37 protein-coding genes are annotated in these 25,221 nt (G+C 68.4%); 3 read left to right on the top strand and 34 right to left on the bottom strand.

From position 1 onward, the window contains the following. Positions 1–35: 35 nt before the first annotated feature. The 3 genes from rpsI to QFZ71_RS18500 form a co-directional block, all read right to left on the bottom strand. A complete protein-coding gene (gene rpsI, locus QFZ71_RS18510; protein ID WP_373465128.1) occupies positions 36–572 on the bottom strand; it encodes a 30S ribosomal protein S9 in 537 nt (178 codons plus the stop codon). 44 nt (positions 573–616) lie between these two features. Beyond that, entirely contained in the window at positions 617–1,060 is a 444-nt protein-coding gene (gene rplM / locus QFZ71_RS18505) for a 50S ribosomal protein L13 (RefSeq protein ID WP_003966932.1), read from the bottom strand. 293 nt (positions 1,061–1,353) lie between these two features. Then, entirely contained in the window at positions 1,354–2,973 is a 1,620-nt protein-coding gene (locus QFZ71_RS18500; protein WP_307669291.1) for an ABC-F family ATP-binding cassette domain-containing protein, read from the bottom strand. Between the two features lie 67 nt (positions 2,974–3,040). Here QFZ71_RS18500 and QFZ71_RS18495 point away from each other — a divergent pair, with 67 nt between their 5' ends. Then, positions 3,041–3,892, top strand: coding sequence for a hypothetical protein (locus tag QFZ71_RS18495; protein ID WP_307669290.1), 852 nt, complete (start codon positions 3,041–3,043; stop codon positions 3,890–3,892). Between the two features lie 78 nt (positions 3,893–3,970). Here QFZ71_RS18495 and truA read toward each other — a convergent pair whose 3' ends face one another. The 31 genes from truA to rpsJ all read right to left on the bottom strand — a co-directional run bounded on the left by truA (position 3,971) and on the right by rpsJ (position 21,335). Beyond that, on the bottom strand, positions 3,971–4,825 hold the full coding sequence (gene truA, locus QFZ71_RS18490) for a tRNA pseudouridine(38-40) synthase TruA (RefSeq protein ID WP_307669289.1): 855 nt from the start codon (positions 4,823–4,825) through the stop codon (positions 3,971–3,973). A gap of 93 nt (positions 4,826–4,918) precedes the next feature. Continuing rightward, a complete protein-coding gene (gene rplQ / locus QFZ71_RS18485; RefSeq protein ID WP_307669288.1) occupies positions 4,919–5,422 on the bottom strand; it encodes a 50S ribosomal protein L17 in 504 nt (167 codons plus the stop codon). A 92-nt stretch (positions 5,423–5,514) separates the two neighbouring features. Continuing rightward, complete coding sequence (locus tag QFZ71_RS18480) at positions 5,515–6,537, bottom strand: DNA-directed RNA polymerase subunit alpha (RefSeq protein WP_003966937.1); 1,023 nt, start codon at positions 6,535–6,537, stop codon at positions 5,515–5,517. A gap of 137 nt (positions 6,538–6,674) precedes the next feature. Further along, positions 6,675–7,079 carry a 30S ribosomal protein S11 gene (gene rpsK, locus QFZ71_RS18475; protein ID WP_003956432.1) on the bottom strand — a complete coding sequence of 135 codons (405 nt, stop codon included), beginning with the start codon at positions 7,077–7,079 and terminating at the stop codon, positions 6,675–6,677. 104 nt (positions 7,080–7,183) lie between these two features. Further along, positions 7,184–7,564: a 30S ribosomal protein S13 gene (rpsM, locus tag QFZ71_RS18470; protein WP_307669287.1), complete on the bottom strand. Its 381-nt coding sequence runs from the start codon at positions 7,562–7,564 to the stop codon at positions 7,184–7,186. Between the two features lie 194 nt (positions 7,565–7,758). Next, a complete protein-coding gene (rpmJ, locus tag QFZ71_RS18465; RefSeq protein WP_003956441.1) occupies positions 7,759–7,872 on the bottom strand; it encodes a 50S ribosomal protein L36 in 114 nt (37 codons plus the stop codon). A 60-nt stretch (positions 7,873–7,932) separates the two neighbouring features. After that, positions 7,933–8,154 (bottom strand): translation initiation factor IF-1, encoded by a 222-nt coding sequence (gene infA, locus QFZ71_RS18460; RefSeq protein ID WP_003956442.1) that lies wholly within the window; start codon positions 8,152–8,154, stop codon positions 7,933–7,935. Positions 8,155–8,339: 185 nt separating this feature from the next. Further along, positions 8,340–9,176 (bottom strand): type I methionyl aminopeptidase, encoded by an 837-nt coding sequence (gene map, locus QFZ71_RS18455; protein ID WP_307669286.1) that lies wholly within the window; start codon positions 9,174–9,176, stop codon positions 8,340–8,342. A 130-nt stretch (positions 9,177–9,306) separates the two neighbouring features. Continuing rightward, positions 9,307–9,966 (bottom strand): adenylate kinase, encoded by a 660-nt coding sequence (locus tag QFZ71_RS18450; RefSeq protein ID WP_307669285.1) that lies wholly within the window; start codon positions 9,964–9,966, stop codon positions 9,307–9,309. After that, the gene (gene secY / locus QFZ71_RS18445) at positions 9,966–11,279 is read right to left on the bottom strand and encodes a preprotein translocase subunit SecY (RefSeq protein ID WP_307669284.1); all 1,314 of its coding nucleotides are present in this window, start codon (positions 11,277–11,279) and stop codon (positions 9,966–9,968) included. The genes QFZ71_RS18450 and secY overlap by 1 nt, the downstream gene beginning before the upstream one ends. 381 nt (positions 11,280–11,660) lie before the next feature. After that, on the bottom strand, positions 11,661–12,116 hold the full coding sequence (gene rplO, locus QFZ71_RS18440; protein WP_003966942.1) for a 50S ribosomal protein L15: 456 nt from the start codon (positions 12,114–12,116) through the stop codon (positions 11,661–11,663). 1 nt (position 12,117) lies between these two features. Further along, positions 12,118–12,300, bottom strand: coding sequence for a 50S ribosomal protein L30 (rpmD, locus tag QFZ71_RS18435; protein WP_003966943.1), 183 nt, complete (start codon positions 12,298–12,300; stop codon positions 12,118–12,120). After that, positions 12,300–12,902 carry a 30S ribosomal protein S5 gene (gene rpsE / locus QFZ71_RS18430; RefSeq protein WP_006126891.1) on the bottom strand — a complete coding sequence of 201 codons (603 nt, stop codon included), beginning with the start codon at positions 12,900–12,902 and terminating at the stop codon, positions 12,300–12,302. The genes rpmD and rpsE overlap by 1 nt, the downstream gene beginning before the upstream one ends. A gap of 47 nt (positions 12,903–12,949) precedes the next feature. Further along, positions 12,950–13,333 (bottom strand): 50S ribosomal protein L18, encoded by a 384-nt coding sequence (gene rplR / locus QFZ71_RS18425; protein ID WP_228993329.1) that lies wholly within the window; start codon positions 13,331–13,333, stop codon positions 12,950–12,952. A 2-nt stretch (positions 13,334–13,335) separates the two neighbouring features. After that, the gene (gene rplF, locus QFZ71_RS18420) at positions 13,336–13,875 is read right to left on the bottom strand and encodes a 50S ribosomal protein L6 (RefSeq protein WP_307669283.1); all 540 of its coding nucleotides are present in this window, start codon (positions 13,873–13,875) and stop codon (positions 13,336–13,338) included. 21 nt (positions 13,876–13,896) lie between these two features. Continuing rightward, complete coding sequence (rpsH, locus tag QFZ71_RS18415; protein ID WP_003966947.1) at positions 13,897–14,295, bottom strand: 30S ribosomal protein S8; 399 nt, start codon at positions 14,293–14,295, stop codon at positions 13,897–13,899. A 224-nt stretch (positions 14,296–14,519) separates the two neighbouring features. After that, positions 14,520–14,705: a type Z 30S ribosomal protein S14 gene (locus QFZ71_RS18410; protein WP_003948630.1), complete on the bottom strand. Its 186-nt coding sequence runs from the start codon at positions 14,703–14,705 to the stop codon at positions 14,520–14,522. Positions 14,706–14,707: 2 nt separating this feature from the next. Beyond that, positions 14,708–15,265 (bottom strand): 50S ribosomal protein L5, encoded by a 558-nt coding sequence (gene rplE / locus QFZ71_RS18405; protein WP_307669282.1) that lies wholly within the window; start codon positions 15,263–15,265, stop codon positions 14,708–14,710. Continuing rightward, positions 15,265–15,588 (bottom strand): 50S ribosomal protein L24, encoded by a 324-nt coding sequence (rplX, locus tag QFZ71_RS18400; RefSeq protein ID WP_003966949.1) that lies wholly within the window; start codon positions 15,586–15,588, stop codon positions 15,265–15,267. Before rplX ends, rplE begins: the two co-directional genes overlap by 1 nt. A 2-nt stretch (positions 15,589–15,590) precedes the next feature. Further along, positions 15,591–15,959 (bottom strand): 50S ribosomal protein L14, encoded by a 369-nt coding sequence (gene rplN / locus QFZ71_RS18395; RefSeq protein ID WP_003966950.1) that lies wholly within the window; start codon positions 15,957–15,959, stop codon positions 15,591–15,593. A gap of 108 nt (positions 15,960–16,067) precedes the next feature. After that, positions 16,068–16,352: a 30S ribosomal protein S17 gene (rpsQ, locus tag QFZ71_RS18390; protein ID WP_018490820.1), complete on the bottom strand. Its 285-nt coding sequence runs from the start codon at positions 16,350–16,352 to the stop codon at positions 16,068–16,070. Next, on the bottom strand, positions 16,352–16,576 hold the full coding sequence (gene rpmC, locus QFZ71_RS18385; RefSeq protein ID WP_003966952.1) for a 50S ribosomal protein L29: 225 nt from the start codon (positions 16,574–16,576) through the stop codon (positions 16,352–16,354). Before rpmC ends, rpsQ begins: the two co-directional genes overlap by 1 nt. Next, positions 16,576–16,995: a 50S ribosomal protein L16 gene (gene rplP, locus QFZ71_RS18380; RefSeq protein WP_003966953.1), complete on the bottom strand. Its 420-nt coding sequence runs from the start codon at positions 16,993–16,995 to the stop codon at positions 16,576–16,578. The genes rpmC and rplP overlap by 1 nt, the downstream gene beginning before the upstream one ends. Positions 16,996–17,000: 5 nt before the next feature. Then, positions 17,001–17,831, bottom strand: coding sequence for a 30S ribosomal protein S3 (rpsC, locus tag QFZ71_RS18375; RefSeq protein WP_003966954.1), 831 nt, complete (start codon positions 17,829–17,831; stop codon positions 17,001–17,003). Next, positions 17,831–18,178 (bottom strand): 50S ribosomal protein L22, encoded by a 348-nt coding sequence (gene rplV / locus QFZ71_RS18370; protein WP_004571827.1) that lies wholly within the window; start codon positions 18,176–18,178, stop codon positions 17,831–17,833. The genes rpsC and rplV overlap by 1 nt, the downstream gene beginning before the upstream one ends. A gap of 42 nt (positions 18,179–18,220) precedes the next feature. Continuing rightward, positions 18,221–18,502: a 30S ribosomal protein S19 gene (gene rpsS, locus QFZ71_RS18365; RefSeq protein ID WP_003966956.1), complete on the bottom strand. Its 282-nt coding sequence runs from the start codon at positions 18,500–18,502 to the stop codon at positions 18,221–18,223. Positions 18,503–18,514: 12 nt separating this feature from the next. After that, positions 18,515–19,351, bottom strand: a complete 837-nt coding sequence (rplB, locus tag QFZ71_RS18360) for a 50S ribosomal protein L2 (RefSeq protein WP_307669281.1) — start codon at positions 19,349–19,351, stop codon at positions 18,515–18,517. Positions 19,352–19,389: 38 nt separating this feature from the next. After that, on the bottom strand, positions 19,390–19,713 hold the full coding sequence (gene rplW, locus QFZ71_RS18355; RefSeq protein ID WP_007446738.1) for a 50S ribosomal protein L23: 324 nt from the start codon (positions 19,711–19,713) through the stop codon (positions 19,390–19,392). Beyond that, complete coding sequence (gene rplD / locus QFZ71_RS18350; protein ID WP_307669280.1) at positions 19,713–20,363, bottom strand: 50S ribosomal protein L4; 651 nt, start codon at positions 20,361–20,363, stop codon at positions 19,713–19,715. Before rplD ends, rplW begins: the two co-directional genes overlap by 1 nt. Before the next feature lie 4 nt (positions 20,364–20,367). After that, entirely contained in the window at positions 20,368–21,012 is a 645-nt protein-coding gene (gene rplC, locus QFZ71_RS18345) for a 50S ribosomal protein L3 (RefSeq protein ID WP_307669279.1), read from the bottom strand. A 14-nt stretch (positions 21,013–21,026) separates the two neighbouring features. Beyond that, positions 21,027–21,335 (bottom strand): 30S ribosomal protein S10, encoded by a 309-nt coding sequence (gene rpsJ / locus QFZ71_RS18340; RefSeq protein ID WP_003948644.1) that lies wholly within the window; start codon positions 21,333–21,335, stop codon positions 21,027–21,029. A gap of 784 nt (positions 21,336–22,119) precedes the next feature. Between rpsJ and QFZ71_RS18335 the strand changes: the two genes are divergently transcribed. Together QFZ71_RS18335 and QFZ71_RS18330 are read left to right on the top strand one after the other, a co-directional pair. After that, the gene (locus tag QFZ71_RS18335) at positions 22,120–24,168 is read left to right on the top strand and encodes a PIG-L family deacetylase (RefSeq protein WP_307671506.1); all 2,049 of its coding nucleotides are present in this window, start codon (positions 22,120–22,122) and stop codon (positions 24,166–24,168) included. 113 nt (positions 24,169–24,281) lie between these two features. Further along, positions 24,282–25,007: a trypsin-like serine protease gene (locus QFZ71_RS18330; protein WP_307669278.1), complete on the top strand. Its 726-nt coding sequence runs from the start codon at positions 24,282–24,284 to the stop codon at positions 25,005–25,007. Positions 25,008–25,221 lie beyond the last annotated feature (214 nt).

The following is a 25,221-nucleotide window of genomic DNA, read 5'->3' as shown; positions in this document are numbered from 1 at the left end:
CGCCGGGGCGAACGTGGCAGTCGAGCAGGCGATATTTAGCGCTTGCTGTACTGCGGGGCCTTACGGGCCTTCTTGAGACCGGCCTTCTTGCGCTCGACCGCACGGTCGTCGCGGGAGAGGAAGCCGGCCTTCTTCAGCGTGGCGCGGTTGTTGTCCACGTCCGCCTCGTTCAGCGCGCGGGCCACACCGAGGCGCAGGGCACCGGCCTGACCGGAGACGCCGCCACCCGAGATGCGGGCGATGACGTCGTAGCGGCCGTCGAGCTCGAGCACCTTGAAGGGCTCGTTGACTTCCTGCTGGTGCACCTTGTTGGGGAAGTAGTCCTCAAGGGTGCGACCGTTGATCTTCCACTTGCCGGTGCCCGGAACGATCCGGACACGGGCGATGGCGTTCTTGCGACGGCCCAGGCCGGCGGCGGGCTGCGGGTCACCGAAGCGGCCCGCGAGGGACTCGCTGGTGTACTCGCCCTCGACCGGAACCTCGGACTCGAACGTGGTCACCTCGGCGAAGGTCTCCTCGCCATCGGTGCCCACCGTGTCGTCGGTGGTCGTCTCAACAGTGGTCTCGGCCACGATTCTCCTCAGATCTTTCTGTACGTCTTAGGGGGTGGCCGGAACTACTGCGCGACCTGGGTGATCTCGAACGGGACCGGCTGCTGCGCAGCGTGCGGGTGCTGGTCGCCCGCGTAGACCTTGAGCTTCGAGAGCATCTGGCGGCCCAGGGTGTTCTTGGGGATCATGCCCTTGATGGCCTTCTCGACGGCCTTCTCGGGGTTCTTCGCGAGCAGCTCGTCGTAGCGCACCGAACGGAGACCGCCCGGGAAGCCCGAGTGGCGGTACGCCATCTTCTGGGTCTTCTTGTTGCCGGACAGGTGCACCTTGTCGGCGTTGATGATGATGACGAAGTCGCCCATGTCCATGTGGGGGGCGTAGATCGCCTTGTGCTTGCCGCGGAGGAGGTTCGCCGCCGTGGTGGCCAGACGACCCAGGACGATGTCCTGAGCGTCGATGATGTGCCACTGGCGAGTGACATCGCCGGGCTTGGGGCTGTACGTACGCACTTCGTAGCCTTCGCTTCTTCAGTGGATGAGGTCCAGAAACATGGCACCCCTGAAGCGATCATGCAGCTGGGGCTCACAATGCCGGGAAACGATGCCCGTATGCGAGCCACTGGTAACTGCTCCAGAGAACCTACGTATGGGCCCATCGCGCCATGACAGCGCAGCCGATACGCATAACAAACCAGAAGACTACCGGTCGGCCCCCACGGGGGTCAAAACGCCCCCGGCCGCACCACCCCGGCCCGGTCGGCCGTCGGGGCGAGCTTTCCGCCCCGAACGCCGACCGCCCGAGGTCACCGCACGCGGTCCACCCGCCGCTCGTCCCACACCGGCTCCGCCGTCTCCCGGACCACGCCGTCCGAGCCGAAGACCAGATACCGGTCGAAGGACTTTGCGAACCACCGGTCGTGCGTGACCGCCATCACCGTGCCGTCGTACACCTCAAGACCGTCCTGCAACGCCTCCGCCGACTCCAGGTCCAGGTTGTCCGTCGGCTCGTCCAGCAGCAGCGCCGTCGTCCCGGCCAGCTCCAGCAGCAGGATCTGGAACCGCGCCTGCTGCCCACCGGAGAGCCGCTCGAACGCCTGGTCCCCCTGCCGCTCCAGCTCGTACCGCCGCAGCACCGACATCGCCGCGCCCCGGTCCTTGGCGTGCTCGGTCCAGAGGATGTCCACCAGCGTCCTGCCCAGCAGCTCCGGGTGCGCGTGGGTCTGCGCGAAGTGCCCCGGCACGACCCGCGCCCCGAGCTTCCACTCCCCCGTGTGCGCCACCGGCTCCCCCGCCAGCAGCCGCAGGAAGTGCGACTTGCCGGACCCGTTGGAGCCGAGGACCGCGACCCGCTCCCCGTAGAAGATCTCCAGGTCGAACGGTTTCATCAGCCCGGTCAGCTCCAGGCCCTTGCAGGTCACCGCCCGGACCCCGGTCCGCCCGCCGCGCAGCCGCATCCTGATGTCCTGCTCGCGCGGCGGCTCCGGGGGCGGTCCGGCCTCCTCGAACTTCTTGAAGCGGGTCTGCATCGCGTGGTAGCGGTTGGCCATGTCGGGGCTGTTCGCCGCCTGCTGCCGCATCCGCAGGACGAGCGCCTTCAGCCGGGCGTGCTCCTCCTGCCAGCGCCGCAGCAGCTCCTCGAACCGTGCGAACCGCTCCTTGCGCGCCTCGTGGTACGTGGCGAAGCTCCCGCCGTGCACCCACACGTCGCTGCCCGCCGCGCTCGGCTCGACGCTGACGATCTTCTCGGCGGCGCGCGACAGCAGCTCCCGGTCGTGGGAGACGAAGAGGACCGTCTTGCGGGTCTCCTTCAGCTTCTCCTCCAGCCACCGCTTCCCCGGCACGTCCAGATAGTTGTCCGGCTCGTCCAGCAGCAGGACCTCGTCGGGCCCGCGCAGCAGCGCCTCCAGCACCAGCCGCTTCTGCTCACCGCCGCTGAGGGTGCGGACCTCGCGCCACTGCGCCTTCTCGTACGGGACGCCGAGCGCGGCCATGGTGCACATGTCCCACACGGTCTCGGCCTCGTACCCGCGCGCCTCCGCCCAGTCGCTCAGCGCCTGCGCGTACGCCATCTGCGCGGCCTCGTCGTCGACGGTGAGGATCTTCTCCTCCGCCGCGTCGACCGCCTTCGCCGCCTCCCGGATGCGCGGCTGCGCCACCGACACCAGCAGGTCCCGCACGGTCCGCTCGTCCCGCACCGAACCCACGAACTGCGGCATCACCCCGAGCCCGCCGCTCACCGACACCGTGCCGCCGTGCGGCTGGAGCTCGCCGGCGAGCAGCCGCAGCAGGGTCGTCTTGCCCGCCCCGTTCGCGCCGACGAGGGCGACGACCGCGCCGTCGGCCACCCGGAACGAGGCGTCGCCGAGCAGCACCCGCCCGTCCGGAAGGTAGTACTCCAGATGCCCCGCTTCGAGATATCCCATACAGAGCATTGTCACGGTCCGCGAACGGATGACCCAACCGGTTTACGTCTCCCTCTAAACTGCGCGCATGAGCTTTGGGCAAGGGGGGGCCTCCTGGGGGCCCGGGGGCGGCGGGACTCCGGACTGGGCGGCGCTGGCGGAGCGGTCCGCGGCGCGGGCCCGGCGGAAGAAACTTCTGATGATCGGCGGCGGCGTGCTGGCCACCGTGGCGATCGGCGCGATCGTGACCACCGCCGTGGTCACGTCGAACGGCGGCGGCACGGGCAAGGCCGACAAGAACGCGAGCCGGCTGCCCGCCCCCGCCGAGCTCCCCGCGGAAAGCTCCGCGCCCGCGCCGTCCTTCTCCTCGGTCGCGCCGCCGCCCCCGCCGGACCCCAAGGAGTACATATCCAGCGCCGAGAAGGACAAGGCGCCCGTCACCGTCGAGGGGTTCTTCCCCGGCAGGAAGCTCACCATGGGCGACCGCGTCCACCTCAAGGGCGCGACGAGCAGCTCCGCGAAGTGCGCCACGGGCACCCAGGGTGCGCTGGGAGCGGTCCTCACGAACAACGGCTGCACCCAGCTCCTCCGCGCCACCTACCGCAGGGACGGGGTGGCCATGACGATCGGCGTCGCCGTCTTCGCCACGGAGGCCCGCGCGAAGAAGGCCGTCGACCAGGCGTCGGGCGGACTCGCCTCCCTCAGCGGCGGGGGCGTCGGCACCTTCTGCCGCGGCGGCACGGTCTGCCTGCGGACCTCCAACTCCTACGGCCGCTACGCCTACTTCACCATCGGCGGCTTCGAGAACGGCAAGCGCGTCACCACCGCCGACAAGAACGTCTACGCCGTCAACAAGGACCTGACGGACTTCACGTTCCGCCAGATCCACCGCCGGGGCCAGCTCCAGGCGTCCCGGGCCGCCGCCGACCCCAACAGCTGACCCGACAGCGCCGAGCCTCCGGCCGAACTCCCGCACATCCGCACGGGAGTCCAGGCCCACCGGCCGGCGCAGCCCCGCTCAGCAGCAGCCCGCCCCCGGCAACGTCCGTACGTTCCGGGCCTCCACGGCCCGAGCCGCCAGCAACGCGTCCGCCGGGTACGCCACTTCCTCCAGCGTCAGCCCGTGCGGGCGCACCACGTGCACGCCGGGGTCGCGCACCTTCGCCGCCAGCACCTCGGCGGGCCAGGAGGCCGGCCGCCGCCCGTCGCCGACGAACAGCGCCGCCCCGATCAGGGCCCGCACCATGTTGTGGCAGAACGCGTCCGCCTGCACGGTCGCGGTGAGGACCCCGGAGTCCGGGTCCCGGACCCAGCTCAGCTTCTGGAGCGTCCGGATGGTCGTCGCGCCCTCGCGCTTCTTGCAGTACGCGGCGAAGTCGTGCTCCCCCACCATCGGCGCCGCCGCCTCGTTCATCGCGTCCACGTCCAACGGCCGGTCGTGCCACAGGACATGGCCGCGCGTCAGCGGATCGACACCGCCCGGCCGGTCGCCGACACGGTAGGCGTAGCGCCGCCACAGCGCGGAGAAGCGGGCGTTGAACCCGGCCGGAGCGGGGGCCGCCCGCCAGATCCGTACGTCCTGCGGCAGCCGCCCCGCGAGCCGCCGCAGGAGCTTCTCCTCGTGCTCGGCCCAGACCGCCTCCGGCAGGTCCACATGGGCGACCTGACCACGCGCGTGCACCCCGGCGTCCGTGCGGCCCGCCACCGTCAGGTCGTACGTCACGGCCGAGCGGGTCACGGTCCGCAGCGCGTCCTCGATCTCCCCCTGCACCGTCCGCCGACTGGTCTGCTTCGCCCAGCCGGAGAAGTCCTTGCCGTCGTACGACAGGTCCAGCCGTACCCGTACGAAACCGGGCTCAGCCTCGTCACTCACCGCGTCTCCCTCTCCTCACCCTGATCAAGCGAAACGGGCCCGCACCGCCCCGAAGGGTGATGCGGGCCCGTCCCGTGGTCCGTCTCAGAACGCTCAGGCGTCCTTGGACTCCGCGTCGTCGGCCGGCTTGGCGTCCTCGGCGGACTCGGCCGCGGGGGCCTCGTCCTTCTTGAGGGCGTCTTCCTTGACCGCGCGCTTCGTGGCGGCCTCGGCCTCACCGGTGGCCTGCTGGGCCACGGTCAGCGCCTCGACGAGCTCGATCACGGCCATCGGGGCGTTGTCGCCGCGACGGTTGCCGATCTTGGTGATACGGGTGTAACCACCGGGGCGGTTCTCGTACCGGGGAGCGATCTCGGTGAAGAGCGTGTGGACGATGCTCTTGTCCGTGATCGTCTGGAGCACCAGGCGACGGTTGTGGATGTCGCCCTTCTTCGCCTTGGTGACGAGGCGCTCGGCGACGGGGCGCAGGCGGCGGGCCTTGGCCTCCGTCGTCGTGATGCGACCGTGCTCGAAGAGCGACTTCGCCAGGTTGGCGAGGAGCAGCTTCTCGTGCGCGGCGCTGCCGCCCAGACGGGCACCCTTGGCGGGACGCGGCATGGTGATTCTCCTTGTGTGCTGCACCGGCCGTATCAGGTACCGGTGTCAGTTCCCGTGCGGCGGACGCCTCACGGAAGTCGTACGGGTGGTGCTCAGTACTGCTCGGTCTCCACGAAACCGGCGTCCGCGTCGTCGTCCGCGCCGAAGGCGTCGGCGGCGGCGGTCGGGTCGAAGCCGGGAGGCGAGTCCTTGAGCGCGAGGCCCATACCGGCCAGCTTCGCCTTGACCTCGTCGATCGACTTCGCGCCGAAGTTGCGGATGTCGAGCAGGTCCGCCTCGGAACGGGCCACGAGCTCACCCACGGAGTGGATGCCCTCGCGCTTGAGGCAGTTGTACGAACGGACGGTGAGCTCCAGCTCCTCGATCGGCAGAGCCAGATCGGCGGCGAGAGCGGCGTCCGTCGGGGACGGGCCCATGTCGATGCCCTCGGCGTCGATGTTGAGCTCGCGCGCCAGACCGAACAGCTCGACCAGGGTCTTGCCGGCCGACGCCATGGCGTCGCGGGGACGCATGGCCTGCTTGGTCTCGACATCGACGATCAGCTTGTCGAAGTCGGTGCGCTGCTCGACACGGGTCGCCTCGACCTTGTACGTGACCTTGAGCACCGGCGAGTAGATGGAGTCGACCGGGATGCGGCCGATCTCCTGGCCGACCTGCTTGTTCTGGACGGCGGAGACGTAACCGCGACCGCGCTCGACGGTCAGCTCCATCTCCAGCTTGCCCTTGCCGTTGAGCGTGGCGAGAACGAGGTCGGGGTTGTGCACCTCGACACCGGCCGGGGGCGCGATGTCGGCGGCGGTGACCAGACCCGGACCCTGCTTGCGCAGGTACATCACGACCGGCTCGTCGTGCTCCGAGGAGACGACCAGCTGCTTGATGTTGAGGATGAGGTCGGTGACGTCCTCCTTGACGCCCGGCACGGTGGTGAACTCGTGCAGAACGCCGTCGATCCGGATGCTGGTGACAGCGGCGCCGGGGATCGAGGAGAGGAGGGTGCGGCGGAGGGAGTTGCCGAGGGTGTAACCGAAGCCCGGCTCCAGCGGCTCGATCACGAACCGGGAGCGGAACTCGTCGACGACCTCTTCGGTCAGCGACGGACGCTGAGCGATAAGCATGCGGTGATCCTTCGATCGTGGGCACCCACTATTTGATGCCCGACAGATGTAACAAGGGTACGGGCGGTACGCCCCGTATAGGGTGTACCGCCCGGACCCGGCGCTCCTGACGCACGGCCGTCACCGGCCGTAGCGGGTCAGACGCGGCGACGCTTCGGCGGACGGCAGCCGTTGTGCGGCGTCGGGGTGACGTCCTGGATCGAGCCGACCTCGAGGCCGGTGGCCTGGAGGGAGCGGATCGCGGTCTCACGGCCGGAGCCGGGACCCTTGACGAAGACGTCGACCTTGCGCATGCCGTGCTCCTGCGCGCGGCGGGCGGCCGACTCGGCGGCCATCTGCGCGGCGAAGGGGGTGGACTTGCGCGAGCCCTTGAAGCCGACGTGGCCGGCGGAGGCCCAGGAGATCACGTTGCCCGAGGGGTCCGTGATCGAGACGATGGTGTTGTTGAACGTGCTCTTGATGTGCGCGTGGCCGTGAGCGACGTTCTTCTTTTCCTTGCGACGCACCTTCTTGGCTGCGCCCTGACGACCCTTGGGGGGCATGTCTTGACTCCAGATGGAGAGGGGAGGTGATCGGTCCTACAGCGAAGACCGCTGGTTGCTGCGGGTTCCGGAGAGCCGGAGGTCCGCAGTGCGTCCGCTGAGGACTACTTCTTGCCCGGCTTCTTCTTACCGGCGATGGCGCGACGCGGGCCCTTGCGGGTACGCGCGTTCGTGCTGGTGCGCTGACCGTGGACCGGCAGACCGCGGCGGTGACGAATGCCCTGGTAGCAGCCGATCTCGATCTTGCGGCGGATGTCGCCCTGGACCTCGCGGCGGAGGTCACCCTCGGTGCGGAGGTTGGCGTCCACGTACTCGCGGATCTTGACGAGGTCTTCCTCGGCAAGGTCGCGGACGCGGGTGTCCGGGTTCACGCCGGTGCTGGCGAGGATCTCCTTGGACCGGGTGCGCCCGATGCCGAAGACGTAGGTGAGGGCAACCTCCACGCGCTTTTCGCGCGGGATGTCAACACCTGAAACGCGTGCCATTCAATGGCTCCAGTTGTCATATCGGGGGTCTTCCGCAGTACCGCTCCCGACCGCCGACCGCTCCCGAGGAGCAGTGGTACGCCCGGGTCCCCGGCCCCCGCCGGAGGTGTCGTCAGCCGTGGCTTGGACGGGCACTGCGTATGTACGTATTACGTGCGTCGCGCGAAGAACTGCGAGATGCAGGCGGTCGTGCGTCAGCCCTGGCGCTGCTTGTGGCGCAGGTTGTCGCAGATGACCATGACCCGGCCGTGGCGGCGGATCACCTTGCACTTGTCGCAGATCTTCTTGACGCTCGGCTTGACCTTCATGGGATGTCAGGTTCTCCGGGTCAGGTGCCATCACCCGCCGAAACGGGGTGCCGGCAAGATCTACTTGTAGCGGTAGACGATCCGGCCGCGCGTGAGGTCGTACGGAGAGAGCTCCACCACAACACGGTCATCGGGGAGGATACGGATGTAGTGCATCCGCATCTTGCCGCTGATGTGCGCCAGGACCTTGTGACCGTTCTGGAGCTCCACCTTGAACATTGCGTTCGGGAGGGACTCGATCACGGTGCCCTCAATCTCGATGGCACCTTGCTTCTTGGCCACGCTTCGCCTTTCGAATCGGCTACCTTGATCGGCTCTCGCGTATCGCGTGTGCAACATGCGGGCACACGGATGCACCAGAGCCGACGAGTCAGTCTACGTCAGCGGACTCCAAAAGACGAATCCGTCAAGTTTGCCCACCACCGGTGATCCTTAGACCTGCCGGAAGGGTTGTATCGGCCCGGCGGTCAGCCGAGCGGGTCCGGCGCCGCCTCGATCCCGTACTCCGCGAGCTTCGCCTTCCCGCAGTCCGGGGCGGTCAGGACCAGCGGGCCCTGCTCGGTCAGCGCGATGGAGTGCTCCCAGTGCGAGGACCAGGTGCCGTCCGTCGTGATGACCGTCCAGTCGTCGGCCAGCGTCTCCGTGCGGGCCGTCCCGAGCGAGACCATCGGCTCGATCGCCAGGCAGACGCCCGGAACCAGCTTGATGCCCTTGCCGCGCTTGCGGGAGACGTAGTTCAGCAGGTGCGGGTCCATGTGCATCTCGGTGCCGATGCCGTGGCCGCCGAAGTCCTCGATGATCCCGTACTTGCCGGTCGCCGGGCGGGGCTGGCGCCGGATGTAGGTCTCGATCGCACGGGAGATGTCCACGAGGCGGTTGTTCACCTTCATCGCGGCGATCCCGGCCCACATCGACTCCTCGGTGACGCGGGAGAGCTCGATCAGCTCCGGCGCGTGACCGGTGCCCACGAAGGCCGTGTACGCGGCGTCGCCGTGCCAGCCGTCGACGATCGCGCCGGCGTCGATGGAGATGATGTCGCCGTCCTTGAGGACCGTCTTCTCGTCCGGGATGCCGTGGACGACCACCTCGTTGACCGAGGTGCAGATGGTCGCGGGGAACCCGCCGTACCCGAGGAAGTTCGACTTCGCGCCGTGGTCCGCGATCACCTTGCGGGCGACCTGGTCCAGGTCGTGCGTGGTGGCCCCCGGCACGGCCGCCTCACGGGTGGCGGCGTGAATGGCGGCGACCACCAGCCCCGCCTCGCGCATCTTCGCGATCTGCTCGGGGGTCTTGATCTGCACCATTGCTCGGCGCCTCTCTGCATCGACGGTGACGGGTACGGCTCGGCGTGTTCAACGATACGGGCGCAAGCAGTCGGCCGCGGCGCCCAGAGGCGCCGCGGCCGGCTTGCACAGCGGGTGGTGCGGGTGAGGCTCAGCCCTCGGTCGAGGACTTCAGCGCCTCCATGGCGCGGGAGGTCACGTCGGCGACCTCGCCCAGCGCGGAGATGGTCACCACCAGGCCCTGGGCCCGGTAGTAGTCGATGATCGGCTCGGTCTGCGTGTGGTAGACCTCCAGCCGCGTACGGACCGTCTCCTCGCTGTCGTCGTGACGCTGGTACAGCTCGCCGCCGCAGGTGTCGCAGACGCCCTCGGTCTTCGGCGGGCTGTACGACAGGTGGAAGACGTGCGAGCTGTCCTTGCGGCAGACGCGGCGACCCGCGATCCGCTTCACGACCTCTTCCTCGGGGACCTCCAGATCGAGGACCGCGTCCAGCTTCACGCCCTCGTCCTTGAGCATCACGTCAAGGGCTTCGGCCTGGCCCACGTTCCGCGGGAAGCCGTCCAGCAGGAAGCCGTTCACGGCGTCCGCCTGGGACATGCGGTCCTTGGCCATCCCGATGGTGACCTCGTCCGGCACCAGCTGCCCCGCGTCGATGTAGGCGCGGGCCTGCACGCCAAGGTCGGTGCCCTGGCTCATGTTGGCGCGGAACAGGTCGCCCGTGGAGATGTGCGGAATCGACAGGTTCTTGGCAAGGTACGCAGCCTGCGTTCCCTTGCCGGCACCCGGAGGCCCGACGAGGACGATTCGCATCAGCGGAGGAACCCTTCGTAATTGCGCTGCTGGAGCTGACTCTCGATCTGCTTCACGGTTTCCAGACCCACACCCACGATGATGAGGATGCTCGTCCCGCCGAACGGGAAGTTCTGGTTAGCTCCGCCGAAGCCTGCCAACGCCATCGTCGGCACCAGAGCGATCAGGCCCAGATACAGCGAGCCCGGCCAAGTGATCCTGTTGAGCACGTAGCTCAGATACTCGGCAGTAGGTCGGCCTGCCCGGATACCCGGGATGAAGCCACCATACTTCTTCATGTTGTCGGCGACTTCGTCGGGGTTGAACGAAATGGCGACGTAGAAGAAGGCGAAGAACACGATGAGGACGAAGTACGTCGCGATGTAGTACGGATGCGTGCCGGTCACGAAGTTGTCCGTGATCCAGGTCGCCCAGCCCGCGGTGGAGCCGGAGAACTGCACGATCAGCGCCGGAATGTAGAGCAGCGACGAAGCGAAGATGACGGGAATCACACCCGCCTGGTTCACCTTGAGCGGGATGTACGTGGACGTACCGCCGTAGGAACGGCGCCCGATCATGCGCTTCGCGTACTGCACCGGGATGCGGCGCTGGGCCTGCTCGACGAAGACGACGAGGCCGACCATCACGAAGCCGATCAGGATGACCGTGCCGAACTCGATCCAGCCGTCGGCCAGCTTGCCGCTCTCCTTGATCGCCCACAGGGCGCCCGGGAACGTGGCGGCGATCGAGATGAACATGAGGATCGACATGCCGTTGCCGATGCCGCGGTCGGTGATCAGCTCACCGAGCCACATGACGGCGGCCGTACCGGCGGTCATCGTGATGACCATGATGACCGTGGTGAAGATCGACTTGTCCGGGACGATCTGGCTGCCCACGGAGCAGTTCTGGAAGAGCGCGCCGCTGCGCGCGGTGGCGACGAGGCCGGTGCCCTGGAGGATGGCCAGCGCGACCGTCAGATAACGCGTGTACTGCGTGATCTTCGCCGTGCCGGACTGCCCCTCCTTCTTCAGGGCTTCCAGGCGCGGGATCACGACGGTCAGCAGCTGGAGAATGATGCTGGCCGTGATGTACGGCATGATGCCGAGCGCGAAGATGGTGATCTGCAGCAGAGCGCCACCGCTGAACATCTGCATCAGACCGAGGAGACCACCCGAGTCGGCCTGGTCGATGCACTGCTGCACCTTCGAGTAGTCCACACCCGGGGCCGGGACGTGCGCCCCGAGCCGGTACAGCACGATGATGCCGAGCGTGAAGAGCAGCTTCTTGCGCAGGTCGGGCGTCTTGAACGCTCGGGCGAACGCGGTGAACACGGTGCCTCCTGCGACCCCCGCGCTATGCGTCAGAGGCGACGGGTCTGGATGGGTCTGGATGGGTTCGGATACAAGGCAGCCCTACATCGTAAGGAGGCCACAAAAGATGAACGGCGCTACCCTACCCGGCGCGGGACTGGGCAGGAAACACGCACCGCACGCCGGTGCACCGCCCGCCCGCCCGATCACGCCGTGAAAGACCGGTCAAGCCGCACGATTTGGGACGGGTACGTCCCCTCCGCTCCCCCACCGCCGTCGCGGTGGACACCTCTTCAACCTTTCCCGAGCCTTTACGGTTCCCGTACAGCGCCCCGAACACGAAAAAACCCGGCCGGCCACCTCCGAGGAGGCGGCCGACCGGGCTCAGTTCTGTCCCGTGGCTCAGACGAGCTCGGTGACCGTACCGCCGGCGGCGGTGATCTTCTCCTTGGCGGAGCCGGAGACGGCGTCAACCGAAACCTGCAGTGCCACGGAGATCTCGCCCTGTCCGAGGACCTTGACGAGGTGGTTGTTGCGCACAGCGCCCTTGGCGACCAGGTCGGCCACCGTGACCTCTCCACCCTCGGGGTAGAGCGTCGCGAGCTTGTCCAGGTTCACGACCTGGTACTCCGTGCGGAACGGGTTCTTGAAGCCCTTGAGCTTCGGGAGACGCATGTGGAGGGGCATCTGGCCACCCTCGAAGCGCTCCGGAACCTGGTAACGGGCCTTCGTACCCTTGGTACCACGGCCTGCGGTCTTACCCTTGGACGCCTCACCACGACCCACACGGGTCTTGGCGGTCTTGGCGCCCGGGGCAGGCCGGAGGTTGTGGGCCTTCAGCGGGCTGTTCTCCGCCATGTCAGTCAACCTCCTCAACCGTCACGAGGTGGCGGACGGTGTGCACCATTCCGCGGAACTCGGGGCGGTCCTCCTTGACAACCGAGTCGTTCAGGCGCTTGAGCCCGAGCGAACGCAGGGTGTCGCGGTGGTTCTGCTTGCTGCCGATGTACGACTTGGTCTGAGTGATCTTGAGGCGAGCCATTACGCACCCGCTCCCGCACGTGCACGCAGCAGAGCCGCGGGGGCGACGTCCTCGAGGGGCAGACCGCGGCGGGCCGCGATCTCCTCGGGACGCTGCAGGCCCTTCAGGGCCTCCACGGTCGCGTGAACGATGTTGATCGCGTTGGACGAGCCAAGCGACTTCGACAGGATGTCGTGAACGCCGGCGCACTCGAGCACGGCGCGCACCGGACCACCGGCGATGACACCGGTACCGGGGGAAGCCGGCTTGAGCAGGACGACGCCCGCAGCCTTCTCGCCCGTGATCGGGTGAGGGATGGTGCCCTGGATGCGCGGGACCTTGAAGAAGTTCTTCTTGGCCTCTTCGACACCCTTGGCGATGGCCGCGGGAACTTCCTTGGCCTTGCCGTATCCGACACCGACGGTGCCGTCACCATCGCCCACCACGACAAGCGCGGTGAAGCTGAAGCGACGACCACCCTTCACAACCTTGGCGACGCGGTTGATCGCGACGACGCGCTCGACGTACGCGGTCTTCTCGGCGGCTGCGCCACCGTCGCGGCCCTTCCGGTCCCGCCGCTCGCCGCCACCGGCACCGCTTCCGCGGCGCTGGGGTCCAGCCATGGGAATTACCTCTCTCTGTTACGTCCGCTGTGCGTAGGAACCGGGGCTTAGAACTTCAGCCCGGCTTCACGGGCGGCGTCAGCCAGAGCGGCAATCCGCCCGGCGTACTGGTTACCACCGCGGTCAAACACGACGGTCTCGACGCCTGCGGCCTTGGCACGCTCGGCGACCAGGGCGCCGACCTGCTTGGCCTGGGCGCTCTTGTCACCCTCGCCACCACGGATCGAGGTGTCCAGGGTCGACGCCGACGCGAGCGTGTGGCCCGCGATGTCGTCGATGACCTGGGCCACGATGTGGCGGTTGGAACGCGTCACGACCAGACGGGGACGCTCCGGCGAACCCGACAGGTGCTTGCGGACGCGGATGTGGCGCCGCTTGCGAGCAGCGCGCTTGTACGCGTCGCCCTTGGCGATCTTCACACCGTATGCCATGGCTACTTACCAGCCTTTCCGACCTTGCGGCGGATGACCTCGCCCGCGTACTTGACGCCCTTGGCCTTGTACGGGTCGGGCTTCCGCAGCTTGCGGATGTTGGCGGCTACCTCGCCGACCTTCTGCTTGTCGATGCCCTCGACGCTGAGCTTCGTGGGCGACTCGACCTTGAAGGTGATGCCCTCCGGCGCCTCGATGAGGACCGGGTGGCTGTAGCCCAGGGCGAACTCCAGGTTGGAGCCCTTTGCCTGGACGCGGTAACCGACACCGCTGATCTCGAGCGCCTTGGAGTAACCCGCGGTCACGCCGGTGATCATGTTCGCCACCAGCGTGCGGGACAGGCCGTGGAGGGCCTTGTTCTGACGCTCGTCGTTCGGGCGGGTGACGTTGAGAACGCCGTCCTCACCCTTGGAGACCTCGATCGGCGCGGCGACGGTGTGCGTGAGGGAACCCTTGGGGCCCTTCACCGCGACCGTACGGCCATCGATGGTGACGTCCACACCGGCGGGAACCTGGATGGGGAGCTTGCCGATTCGCGACATGAGCTTTCCTTCCTTTCCCGACTACCAGACGTAGGCGAGGACTTCCCCACCTACGCCCTTCTTGCCTGCCTGCTGGCCGGTCAGGAGACCGTGGGACGTGGAGATGATCGCCACGCCCAGGCCGCCGAGGACCTTCGGCAGGTTGGTGGACTTTGCGTATACACGCAGACCCGGCTTCGAGATCCGCTTGATGCCGGCGATCGAGCGCTCGCGGTTCGGGCCGAACTTCAGCTCGAGGACGAGGTTCTTGCCGACCTCGGCGTCCTCGACCTTCCAGCCGGTGATGAAGCCCTCCTGCTGGAGGATCTCCGCGATGTGCGACTTGATCTTGCTGTGCGGCATCACGACGGAGTCGTGGTACGCCGAGTTCGCGTTACGCAGACGCGTGAGCATGTCTGCGATGGGATCAGTCATGGTCATGAATTGGCCTTCGGCCTCTCTCGCCGGGGTTTCCTGTATGCGCCATCCCTCTCCCCACTCACTGGCGGGACGGGTGCGGTGCGGGGACCTACGGCGTAGTAAGTCGGTCTTGGGCGGCAGGCGCCCAACCCTTCAAGCCTACGGCATGAAAGGCGGGGCTCCTGCCGACCAGATGCTTACCGAGAGTCTCCGGGAACTTCCAACGCCCAGGGGGCGAAGGAGAGTTACCAGGAGCTCTTGGTCACGCCCGGCAGCTCGCCACGGTGAGCCATCTCACGAAGGCACACGCGGCACAGGCCGAACTTGCGGTAGACGGAGTGGGGCCGGCCGCAGCGCTGGCAGCGGGTGTACCCGCGAACGCCGAACTTCGGCTTACGGGCGGCCTTAGCGATCAGAGCCTTCTTCGCCACGGTCAGTTCTCCTTGAACGGGAAGCCGAGGTGACGAAGCAGGGCACGACCCTCGTCGTCGTTGGTCGCCGTGGTGACCACGGTGATGTCCATGCCCCGGACCCGGTCGATCTTGTCCTGGTCGATCTCGTGGAACATGACCTGCTCCGTGAGACCGAAGGTGTAGTTGCCACGGCCGTCGAACTGCTTCGGCGACAGGCCACGGAAGTCACGGATACGCGGCAGCGCGAGCGACAGCGTACGGTCCAGGAACTCCCACATCCGGTCACCGCGGAGGGTGACGTGGCAGCCGATCGGCTGGCCCTCGCGCAGCTTGAACTGCGCGATGGACTTGCGGGCCTTGGTGATGGCCGGCTTCTGACCGGTGATCGTGGTGAGGTCGCGGACGGCCCCGTCGATCAGCTTGGAGTCGCGGGCGGCGTCGCCCACACCCATGTTGACCACGATCTTGACCAGACCGGGAACCTGCATGACGTTCTCGTACGAGAACTCCTCACGCAGCTTGCCGGCGATTTCCTCGCGGTAGCGCGTCTTGAGACGCGGCGCAGTGGTGGCAGTCATCAGATGTCCTCACCGGTCCGCTTGGCAACGCGGATCTTGTTGCCCTCGTCGTCAAAGCGGTAGCCGACGCGGGTGACAACCTTGTTGCCGTCCTTCTCCACGACCAGCTGAACGTTGCTGACGTGGATCGGAGCCTCGGTGGTCACAATGCCACCCGTCTGCGAACCGCGAGCCGTCTGACCGGCCTTGGTGTGCTTCTTGACCCGGTTGACACCCTCGACGAGGACGCGGTCCTGAGCGGGGTAGGCCACGATGACCTTGCCCTGCTTGCCCTTGTCCTTACCGGTGATGACCTGGACCAGGTCGCCCTTCTTGATCTTCATGCTTACAGCACCTCCGGCGCGAGCGAGATGATCTTCATGAACTTCTTCTCGCGCAGCTCCCGGCCCACGGGGCCGAAGATGCGGGTGCCGCGGGGGTCGCCGTCGTTCTTCAGAATGACGGCGGCGTTCTCGTCGAAGCGGATGTACGAGCCATCCTGACGACGACGCTCCTTGACGGTGCGAACGATGACGGCCTTGACGACGTCACCCTTCTTCACGTTGCCACCGGGGATCGCGTCCTTGACGGTGGCGACGATGACGTCACCGATACCCGCGTAGCGGCGACCCGAGCCACCGAGAACACGAATGGTGAGAATTTCCTTCGCACCCGTGTTGTCGGCGACGCGCAGTCGCGACTCCTGCTGGATCACGTCTATCTCCTGATCGTCTGCCGGTTCCCGGCGGGGTGCTCCGTAAGTGACTTACGGAGCACCCTCACCGAGCCTGGCGGAACTGACCTGAGGGAAACCCCTCAGGAATTACTTGGCCTTCTCGAGGATCTCGACGATGCGCCAGCGCTTCGAGGCGGACAGCGGACGCGTCTCCATGATGAGGACGCGGTCGCCGACGCCGGCGGAGTTCTGCTCGTCGTGGGCCTTGAGCTTGTTCGTACGGCGGATGACCTTGCCGTACAGGGCGTGCTTCACACGGTCCTCGACAGCGACGACGACGGTCTTGTCCATCTTGTCGCTGACGACCAGACCCTCACGGGTCTTGCGGAAACCGCGCTCGGTGTTCGTCTCAGTCACAGTCTTCTCGCTCATCAGGCGCTCTCCACCGTCTCGATGCCCAGCTCGCGCTCACGCATCAGGGTGTAGATCCGGGCGATGTCCTTACGGACGGACTTGAGCCGGCCGTGGTTCTCGAGCTGGCCCGTCGCCGCCTGGAAGCGGAGGTTGAACAGCTCTTCCTTGGCTTCGCGGAGCTTGTTGAGGAGCTCCTCGTCGCCCAGCTCGCGCAGCTCGGACGCCTTGGTACCGGCCGACATCACGACTCACCTGCCTCGCGCCGAACGATCCGGCACTTCATCGGAAGCTTGTGAGCAGCGCGGGTGAGCGCCTCACGAGCAATCTTCTCGTTCGGGTAGGACAGCTCGAACATCACCCGACCGGGCTTGACGTTCGCGATCCACCACTCGGGAGAACCCTTACCGGAACCCATGCGGGTCTCGGCGGGCTTCTTCGTCAGGGGACGGTCCGGGTAGATGTTGATCCAGACCTTGCCGCCACGCTTGATGTGACGGGTCATCGCGATACGAGCGGACTCGATCTGACGGTTCGTCACGTACGCCGGGGTCAGCGCCTGGATGCCGTACTCGCCGAACGCAACCTGCGTGCCACCCTTGGACATACCGCTGCGCTTCGGGTGGTGCTGCTTGCGGTGCTTGACCCTACGGGGGATCAGCATTTCGGTCAGGCCTCCGTTCCGGTGCTCTCAGCAGCCGGAGCAGCGGCGGCGTCGGCCTTGGGGGCCTCGGCTGCCGGCGACTGCTGCGGCTTACGGCCGCGACCGCCACGCTCGCCACCACGGCCACCGCGGCCGGCCGGGCGGTCAGCGCCGCCACGAGCCGGACGGTTACCGGCGCGGGCCGCGGCGTTCTCGGCGCGAACCTCGGCGATGTTCTTGACGTCGCCCTTGTAGATCCAGACCTTCACGCCGATACGGCCGAAGGTCGTCTTGGCCTCGAAGAAGCCGTAGTCGACGTTCGCGCGGAGCGTGTGCAGGGGCACACGGCCCTCGCGGTAGAACTCCGAGCGGGACATCTCGGCGCCGCCGAGGCGACCGCCGCACTGGATCTTGATGCCCTTGGCGCCGGCCTTCATCGAGGACTGCATGCTCTTGCGCATGGCCCGACGGAAGGAGACGCGGGAGGAGAGCTGCTCGGCGACGGCCTGGGCCACCAGCTGAGCGTCCACCTCGGGGTTCTTGACCTCGAGGATGTTCAGCTGGACCTGCTTGCCGGTCAGCTTCTCCAGCTCGCCACGGATGCGGTCGGCCTCGGCGCCACGGCGACCGATGACGATGCCCGGGCGGGCGGTGTGGATGTCAACGCGGACGCGGTCGCGGGTGCGCTCGATCTCGACCTTCGAGATGCCGGCCCGCTCCATGCCCTTCGTCATCATGCGACGAATGGCGACGTCTTCCTTGACGTAGTCCTTGTACAGCTTGTCGGCGTACCAGCGGGACTTGAAGTCCGTGGTGATGCCGAGCCGGAACCCGTGCGGGTTTACCTTCTGGCCCATTACCGGGTTCCTTCCTTGCTGCTGACGACCACGGTGATGTGGCTGGTCCGCTTACGGATCCGGTAGGCACGGCCCTGGGCACGCGGACGGAACCGCTTCAGGGTCGGACCCTCGTCCACGTACGCCTCGCTGATGACCAGCGAAGAGGCGTCGGTGTGGTCGTAGTTGTGTGCGGCGTTGGCAATGGCGCTGTCCAGCACCTTGCCGACCGGCACGCTCGCGGCCTGCGGGGCGAAACGCAGGACCGCCTGAGCCTCCGTGGCATCCATGCCACGGATGAGGTCCACCACGCGGCGGGCCTTCATGGGCGTGACGCGGATGTACCGCGCCTGGGCCCTGGCTTCCATGGTTGTCCCTTCGGTGTAAGTCATAGTCGTTTCCACCCCGCGCTAGCGGCGCTTCGACTTCCGGTCGTCCTTGACGTGGCCGCGGAAGGTGCGAGTCGGCGAGAACTCGCCGAGCTTGTGGCCGACCATCGACTCGGTGACGAACACCGGGACGTGGATCTTGCCGTTGTGCACCGCGATGGTGTGACCCAGCATGGCCGGGACGATCATCGAGCGACGGGACCAGGTCTTGATGACGTTCTTGGTGCCTGCCTCGTTCTGTACGTCCACCTTCTTGATGAGGTGGCCGTCGACGAAGGGCCCCTTCTTGAGACTGCGCGGCATCTAAACCCGCTCCTAGCGCTTCTTGTTCGTCTTGCGGCGGCGGACGATGTACTTGTTGCTCGCCTTCTTGGGAGAACGCGTACGACCCTCCTTCTGACCCCACGGCGAGACCGGGTGGCGTCCACCGGAGGTCTTGCCTTCACCACCACCGTGCGGGTGGTCAACCGGGTTCATCGCGACACCGCGGACGGTCGGGCGAACGCCCTTCCAGCGCATGCGGCCGGCCTTGCCCCAGTTGATGTTCGACTGCTCGGCGTTGCCGACCTCGCCGATCGTCGCGCGGCAGCGCGCGTCGACCAGACGGATCTCGCCGGACGGCATACGAAGGTGGGCCATGGTGCCCTCCTTCGCCAGCAGCTGCACGGAGGTACCCGCGGAACGGGCGAACTTCGCGCCGCCGCCGGGCCGCAGCTCGATGGCGTGGATGGTCGTACCGACCGGGATGTTGCGCAGCGCCAGGTTGTTGCCGGGCTTGATGTCGGCGGTCGGACCGTTCTCGACACGGTCACCCTGCGACAGGCCACGGGGAGCGACGATGTAACGCTTCTCGCCGTCCGCGTAGTGCAGCAGCGCGATGCGCGCGGTGCGGTTCGGGTCGTACTCGATGTGCGCGACCTTGGCCGGCACGCCGTCCTTGTCGTGACGACGGAAGTCGATCACGCGGTAGGCGCGCTTGTGGCCACCACCCTGGTGGCGAACGGTCACACGACCGGCGTTGTTACGGCCGCCCTTGTTGTGCAGAGGGCGGACCAGCGACTTCTCCGGCGTGGACCGCGTGATCTCGACAAAGTCGGCGACGCTGGAGCCACGACGGCCCGGGGTCGTCGGCTTGTACTTGCGGATACCCATTTCTCAGTCCTCGTCCGATTCCGGACGACTCGACCTCACTAGGAGGTCGGGCCGCCGAAGATGTCGATACGGTCGCCCTCGGCGAGGGTCACGATGGCGCGCTTCGTGTCGGAGCGCTTGCCGAAGCCGGTCTTGGTGCGCTTGCGCTTACCCTGCCGGTTGATCGTGTTGACCCCGGTGACCTTGACCGAGAAGACCGCTTCCACGGCCTGCTTGATCTGGGTCTTGTTGGAGCCGGGCGCGACGATGAACGTGTACTTGTTCTCGTCGAGCAGCGCGTAGCTCTTCTCGGAGACCACGGGCTTGACGAGAACGTCACGCGGGTCCGAGTACGTCTTGCTGGTAACGGTCGCCTCACTCATCAGGCGGCGCTCCCTTCGGTCTCAGCGGTCTGGGGGCCAGACACGAAGGACTCGAGGGCGGCCTGGGTGAAGACCACGTCGTCAGAGACGATCACGTCGTACGTGTTGAGCTGGCCCGGCTCCAGGATGTGCACCTGGGGCAGGTTGCGCGCGGACAGCCACGCGGCCTCGTCGGAGCGCTCGACGACCAGGAGCACGTTGGCGCGCTCCGAGATCTTGCCGAGCAGCGTCTTGGCGGCCTTGGTGGAGATCTCGCTCTCGACCACGCCGGTGACGACGTGGATGCGGGAGTGACGGGCCCGGTCGGAGAGGGCACCGCGCAGAGCGGCGGCCTTCATCTTCTTCGGGGTCCGCTGCGAGTAGTCACGCGGCTGCGGGCCGTGGACGACGCCACCGCCGGCGAACTGCGGGGCGCGGGTCGAGCCCTGACGGGCGCGGCCGGTGCCCTTCTGGCGGTACGGCTTCTTGCCACCGCCGCGGACTTCACCGCGGGTCTTGGTCTTGTGCGTGCCCTGTCGGGCAGCCGCCAGCTGAGCGACGACGACCTGGTGGATCAGCGGAACGCTGGTCTTCGCGTCGAAGATCTCCGCGGGGAGCTCGACGGTACCGGCCTTGTCGCCTGCCGGCGAAAGGATGTCAATGGTGCTCATTACCTCAAGCCCCCTTGGCCGCGGTACGGACCAGGACGAGGCCGCCGTTCGGACCGGGGACCGCGCCCTTGATGAGGAGCAGACCCTTCTCCGCGTCAACCGCGTGGATGGTCAGGTTCTGGGTGGTGACACGCTCGTTGCCCATGCGACCCGCCATGCGCATGCCCTTGAAGACACGGCCGGGGGTGGCACAGCCACCGATGGAGCCCGGCATGCGGTGCACACGGTGGGCACCGTGGGACGCGTTGCCGCCCTTGAAGTTGTGACGCTTCATGACACCGGCGAAGCCCTTGCCCTTGCTCTTGCCCGTGACGTCGACCTTGACGCCGGACTCGAACACAGCGGCGGTGACCTCCTGGCCCAGCGTGTACTCGCCGGCGTCAGGGGTGCGGAGCTCGACCAGGTGGCGGCGCGGGGTGACGTCGGCCTTGGCGAAGTGACCCTTGAGGGGCTTGTTCACCTTGCGCGGGTCGATCTCGCCGAAGGCGATCTGGACCGCTTCGTAGCCGTCGTTGTCGTTCGTGCGCACCTGCGTCACGACGCACGGACCGGCCTTGACGACGGTCACCGGGACGACCCGGTTGTTCTCGTCCCAGACCTGGGTCATACCGAGCTTCTCGCCCAGGACGCCCTTGATGTTCTTGCTCATCTCGGCCCGTCCCCTCAGAGCTTGATCTCGATGTCGACGCCGGCCGGGAGGTCGAGGCGCATCAGCGAGTCAACCGTCTTCGGCGTGGGGTCGAGGATGTCGATGAGCCGCTTGTGCGTGCGCATCTCGAAGTGCTCGCGAGAGTCCTTGTACTTGTGCGGCGACTTGATGACGCAGTACACGTTCTTCTCAGTGGGCAGCGGCACCGGGCCCGCGACCGACGCACCAGTGCGGGTCACCGTCTCGACGATCTTCTTCGCCGAGGAGTCGATGACCTCGTGGTCGTAGGCCTTGAGCCGGATGCGGATCTTCTGTCCCGCCATGGCTACTAGTAGTCCTGTCTCTCTGTTTAACGCTCTGGAACCCAGGGGTTCTCCGGACTCCGCCTCCGACCCACGCGGTCGGGCGTGTCGCATCCCCTCTACGAAAATCTCCCGCCAGGGAGATCCCAACCAAGGGGGTGCGGGCCCGAGGACCGCGGAACCGGGGGTGGAACACCCACCGGGTGCCTGGCCGGCGCCCTGCATTGCTTCCCGGAAGATTCCCGTACGTCCGGCCCTGGGGGCCGACGAGTACTGTGGGACTCGCTTCCGGTCCTCCCGGCGGGAGGCGCGCAGCATTGACACTCAACCGAGCAACCTGGTCAGTGTGCCATACGGGGCGCGGGCCTGGCCAATCGAGCCGGGAATACTACCCCGAGCGGGCGTCGGCTCAAACGCGGGCGCGCATCCGGCGGCACCGGAACCCCCACCGGCCGGCCTGACGGGCCGGCCGGCAACCGGCCATGCCGGTGATCACATCCTACGACCGGACGTCCGCCCCGGCGGCGGCCTCGCCCGCGCCGGGGCGAACCGCGCCCGTTCCCCCCGCGGAGCGGAACGACGCCAAGGACCCACCGCGGGTGCGCGACGCCACACCCCGGCCGGGGCAACCCGCCCGCCCCGAACTCCGTCTCCTCCCCCGCAGGCCTGCGGCCCGACCCGCCGCCACCCTGCGGGACGAGACGAGTGGGACGCAGGACAGGGCGGCCGTTCGCCCGCTGCGGGGGAAGCGGGAGCGGACGGAGTGCGCGGCGTGGTGGATCGACCTGTCCTGGCCCGGATACGCGTGCCCCGGCGCGCCCTGCTCCTCGCGGCCACCGCGACCGCCGCCACCGCCGGATGCGCCGTACCGGCCCCCCGGCGTCGCGGCCCGGTGGCCGACCCCGCGCCCGGTCTGGCCATAGCGACCACCCGGCGGGCCCTGGTCCTACAGGTGCTGGCCCACCCGGACGACGATCTGTACTTCATGAACCCGGACACCCGCGAGGCCCTCGACGCGGGGACCCCGGTGGTCTGCGTGTACCTGACCGCCGGCGAGGCGGACGGCGTCAACAAGGTCCCCGGCGCCCCGCGCCCGGCCCCCGACCGGGCCGCGTACTCCTCCGCCCGGCACCAGGGGCTGCGCCAGGCGTACGCCGAGCTGCTCGGCCTGGACCGGTTCACGCCCTGGCAGAGGTCGGTGACCGCGCTGGACGGCGGCCACCGGGCCGAGCTGAACGTGCTGACCGACGGGGTACGCAGGGTCGAGCTGGTCTTCCTCAACACCGCGATGCACACCGGGCGCGGCCGCCTCGGGCTGCCCAGCCTCTGGCGGGACCGGCGGCTGGTGCTGCGTACGGTCGTCGCGGACGGCTCCCCGCTGGAGAGGGCCGGCTCGTACACGTACGACGGCCTCGTCGACGTGCTCGTCGGTCTGCTGGAGCAGTACCGGCCGACCGTCGTGCACACCCTCGACCCGGACCCGGACCTCCAGTTCAGCAGCGAGCACGAGCGCCGCCGGGACAGCGAGCAGCGCGGGTACTCCGACCACGCCGACCACACCGCCGCCGGCGGTTTCGCCTGGGCGGCCCTGATCCGCTGGGTGGCGCGGACCACGGCGGCCGGGGAGCCGGTGCCCGGATTCGCCGTCGCCTCCTTCCGGGGCTACTACAACCGGCACTGGCCCAAGAACCTGCCGCCCGAGGTGCTGGAGCGCAAGGCGGCCCACCTCGTCCCGTACGGCGGCGCGCCCGACTGGCGGTGCGGCAACCCCTCCGGCTGCGGCGACTACAACGTGGGCGGCGACCGGCCGCTGACCAACCGGAAGGGCTGGGTGCGCTCCACCCACCACCGCCATCCCGGCCCCCGCGCCCGGGTCGTCACCGGGACGGACGGCCGGCTCACCGTCTACGGGGTGCTGGGGCTGCGCGCGGTCCGGTGGCGCGAGAGCGCACCCGGCAGCGGCCTGTTCGACGCCGCGGACGACCTCGGCGGCGGTCCGCTCGCCCCGGTGCTGGGCGCGGCGACGGCGGACGGGCGGCACCTGCTGTTCGGGCTGCGGTTCGCGGCGCTCGGCGGGCACGGCTCGGCCGACGAGCGCGAGATCGTGCTGCTGGAGCAGGTCGCGGCGGGCGGCCCCTTCCGCGCCTGGCAAGGGCTCGGCAACCCCGCCGCCGGCGCCGACCACGGGCGGCGGATCGGCGTGCCCGTCGCCGTGGCGGCCCCGGACGGCCGCGTCCACCTCTTCGTGCGGAACGCGGAGAAGGGGCTGAGCACGCGGGTGCGCGACGCGGGGAGCGGGCGCTGGAGCGCATGGCGCGACCTGGGCGGCGGCGAGGTGCAGGACGGGCTGACCGCGGTCGTGGACACGGCGGGACGCGTCCACGTGTACGCGGCCGGGCACCATGCCGTGCACCACTGGACCCAGGACGCACCGGACGCCGACGTCACCGCCCGTACCCAGCTCACGGACGCTCCCACACCGGCGCACGCCCCCGGCGCGCTCCCCGCCCCGGACGGGTCCGTGGAGCTGTACTTCCGGCCCGCCGCGCGACCGGGGCTCGCCGTCGTACGGTCCGCCGCCGGTCCCGCGCCCCGCTTCGGGGGGTATGGTCCGGTGACCGCCGCCGCCACGCCGGGCGGCCCGGTCCTGCTGGGCCGAACCCCGGAAGGCCGCGTTCGGCTCCGTACCGCCGGGAGCACCGCCGTACGGTCGCGGGGACCGGTCGCCCTGGACGGCGTCGCGCTCCACGTCGGCGGGGACGGACGGCCGGTCGTCGTCGGGTTCGGGGCGGACGCCGCCCCCTGGGTGTGGCGGCCCCAGCAGTCGGCGCAACGCCCAACTGCCGCCCCATAGCGGCGCGTTATGCCCAAACGTTAGTACCACTGCCTCGTCGCGCTCCGGCACCCTGTTGCCCACCATCCCCCACGGACACGCACACCCCGGCGTGTCGCGCGAAACGAGGCATCATGCGTATATCCCGGCTCGTGCCCGCCGCCGCCGCCGCGGCGGCCTGCGTCCTCGCCCTCTTCGCACCGTCCGCGTCGGCCGCCCCGGAACCCCCGCTCCAGGACGCCCCGCCGCCCACCACCCAGATCATCGGCGGCGGCTACGCCCAGAACGCCCCGTGGGCCGCCCGCCTCTTCTCGAACGGCAGGGAGACCTGTTCGGCGACGATCATCGCGCCGACCTGGATCCTCACCGCCAAGCACTGCGTCACCGGCGGCGGCCTGTCGTTCCGCATCGGCAGCCTCGACCAGCACAGCGGCGGCGTGGTCGCCAACGGCGCCCAGACCTACACCCACAGCTCGGACCTGGCACTGGTGCGTCTGGACCGTTCCGTGCAGGCGACCTACTCCCGGCTCGGCTCGCCCGGCTCCGTGAGCGTCGGCCAGAGCGTCCAGGTCTGGGGCTGGGGCGCCACCTCGCAGTGCGGCTCCGAGGCCACCTGCCAGTCCCGCTACCTGAAGGTCGCCAATGTGACGGTCACCGGCGGTTGCGGTGACGCGTACGGCGGCTCGGCGATCTGCGCCCGGCGCGGCAACGGCATCACCGCGGGCGGCGACTCCGGCGGCCCGATGACCGCGAACGGCATCCAGGTCGGCGTCGCCTCCACCAGCGACCGGCAGACCACGACCGCGTACACGAACGTCACCGCGTACCGGTCCTGGATCCAGTCGATCGCCGGCGTCTGACCGACGCCCCGGACCGGGACGGCGGACACCTGACCGGCCCGCCGTCCCTCTCAACCGTAGGGCCCCCTCACCTCACCGCCCTGAGGTACCGGGGCCCTACACCCATGTCCGGCCCGCGCGCCGGCCCGGCGGAATCCCGGCGCCCCGGCCGCGCCTCGCCCGTAGCGCACGACGGCCTCCCACGGCCCGGACACGGCGAAGGGCCCCGCACCTC

It is taken from the genome of Streptomyces sp. V2I9 (assembly GCF_030817475.1).
Taxonomy (GTDB): domain Bacteria; phylum Actinomycetota; class Actinomycetes; order Streptomycetales; family Streptomycetaceae; genus Streptomyces.
The sequence above is the reverse complement of the archived record's forward strand: the minus strand, read 5'-3'. Positions and strand labels throughout refer to the sequence as shown.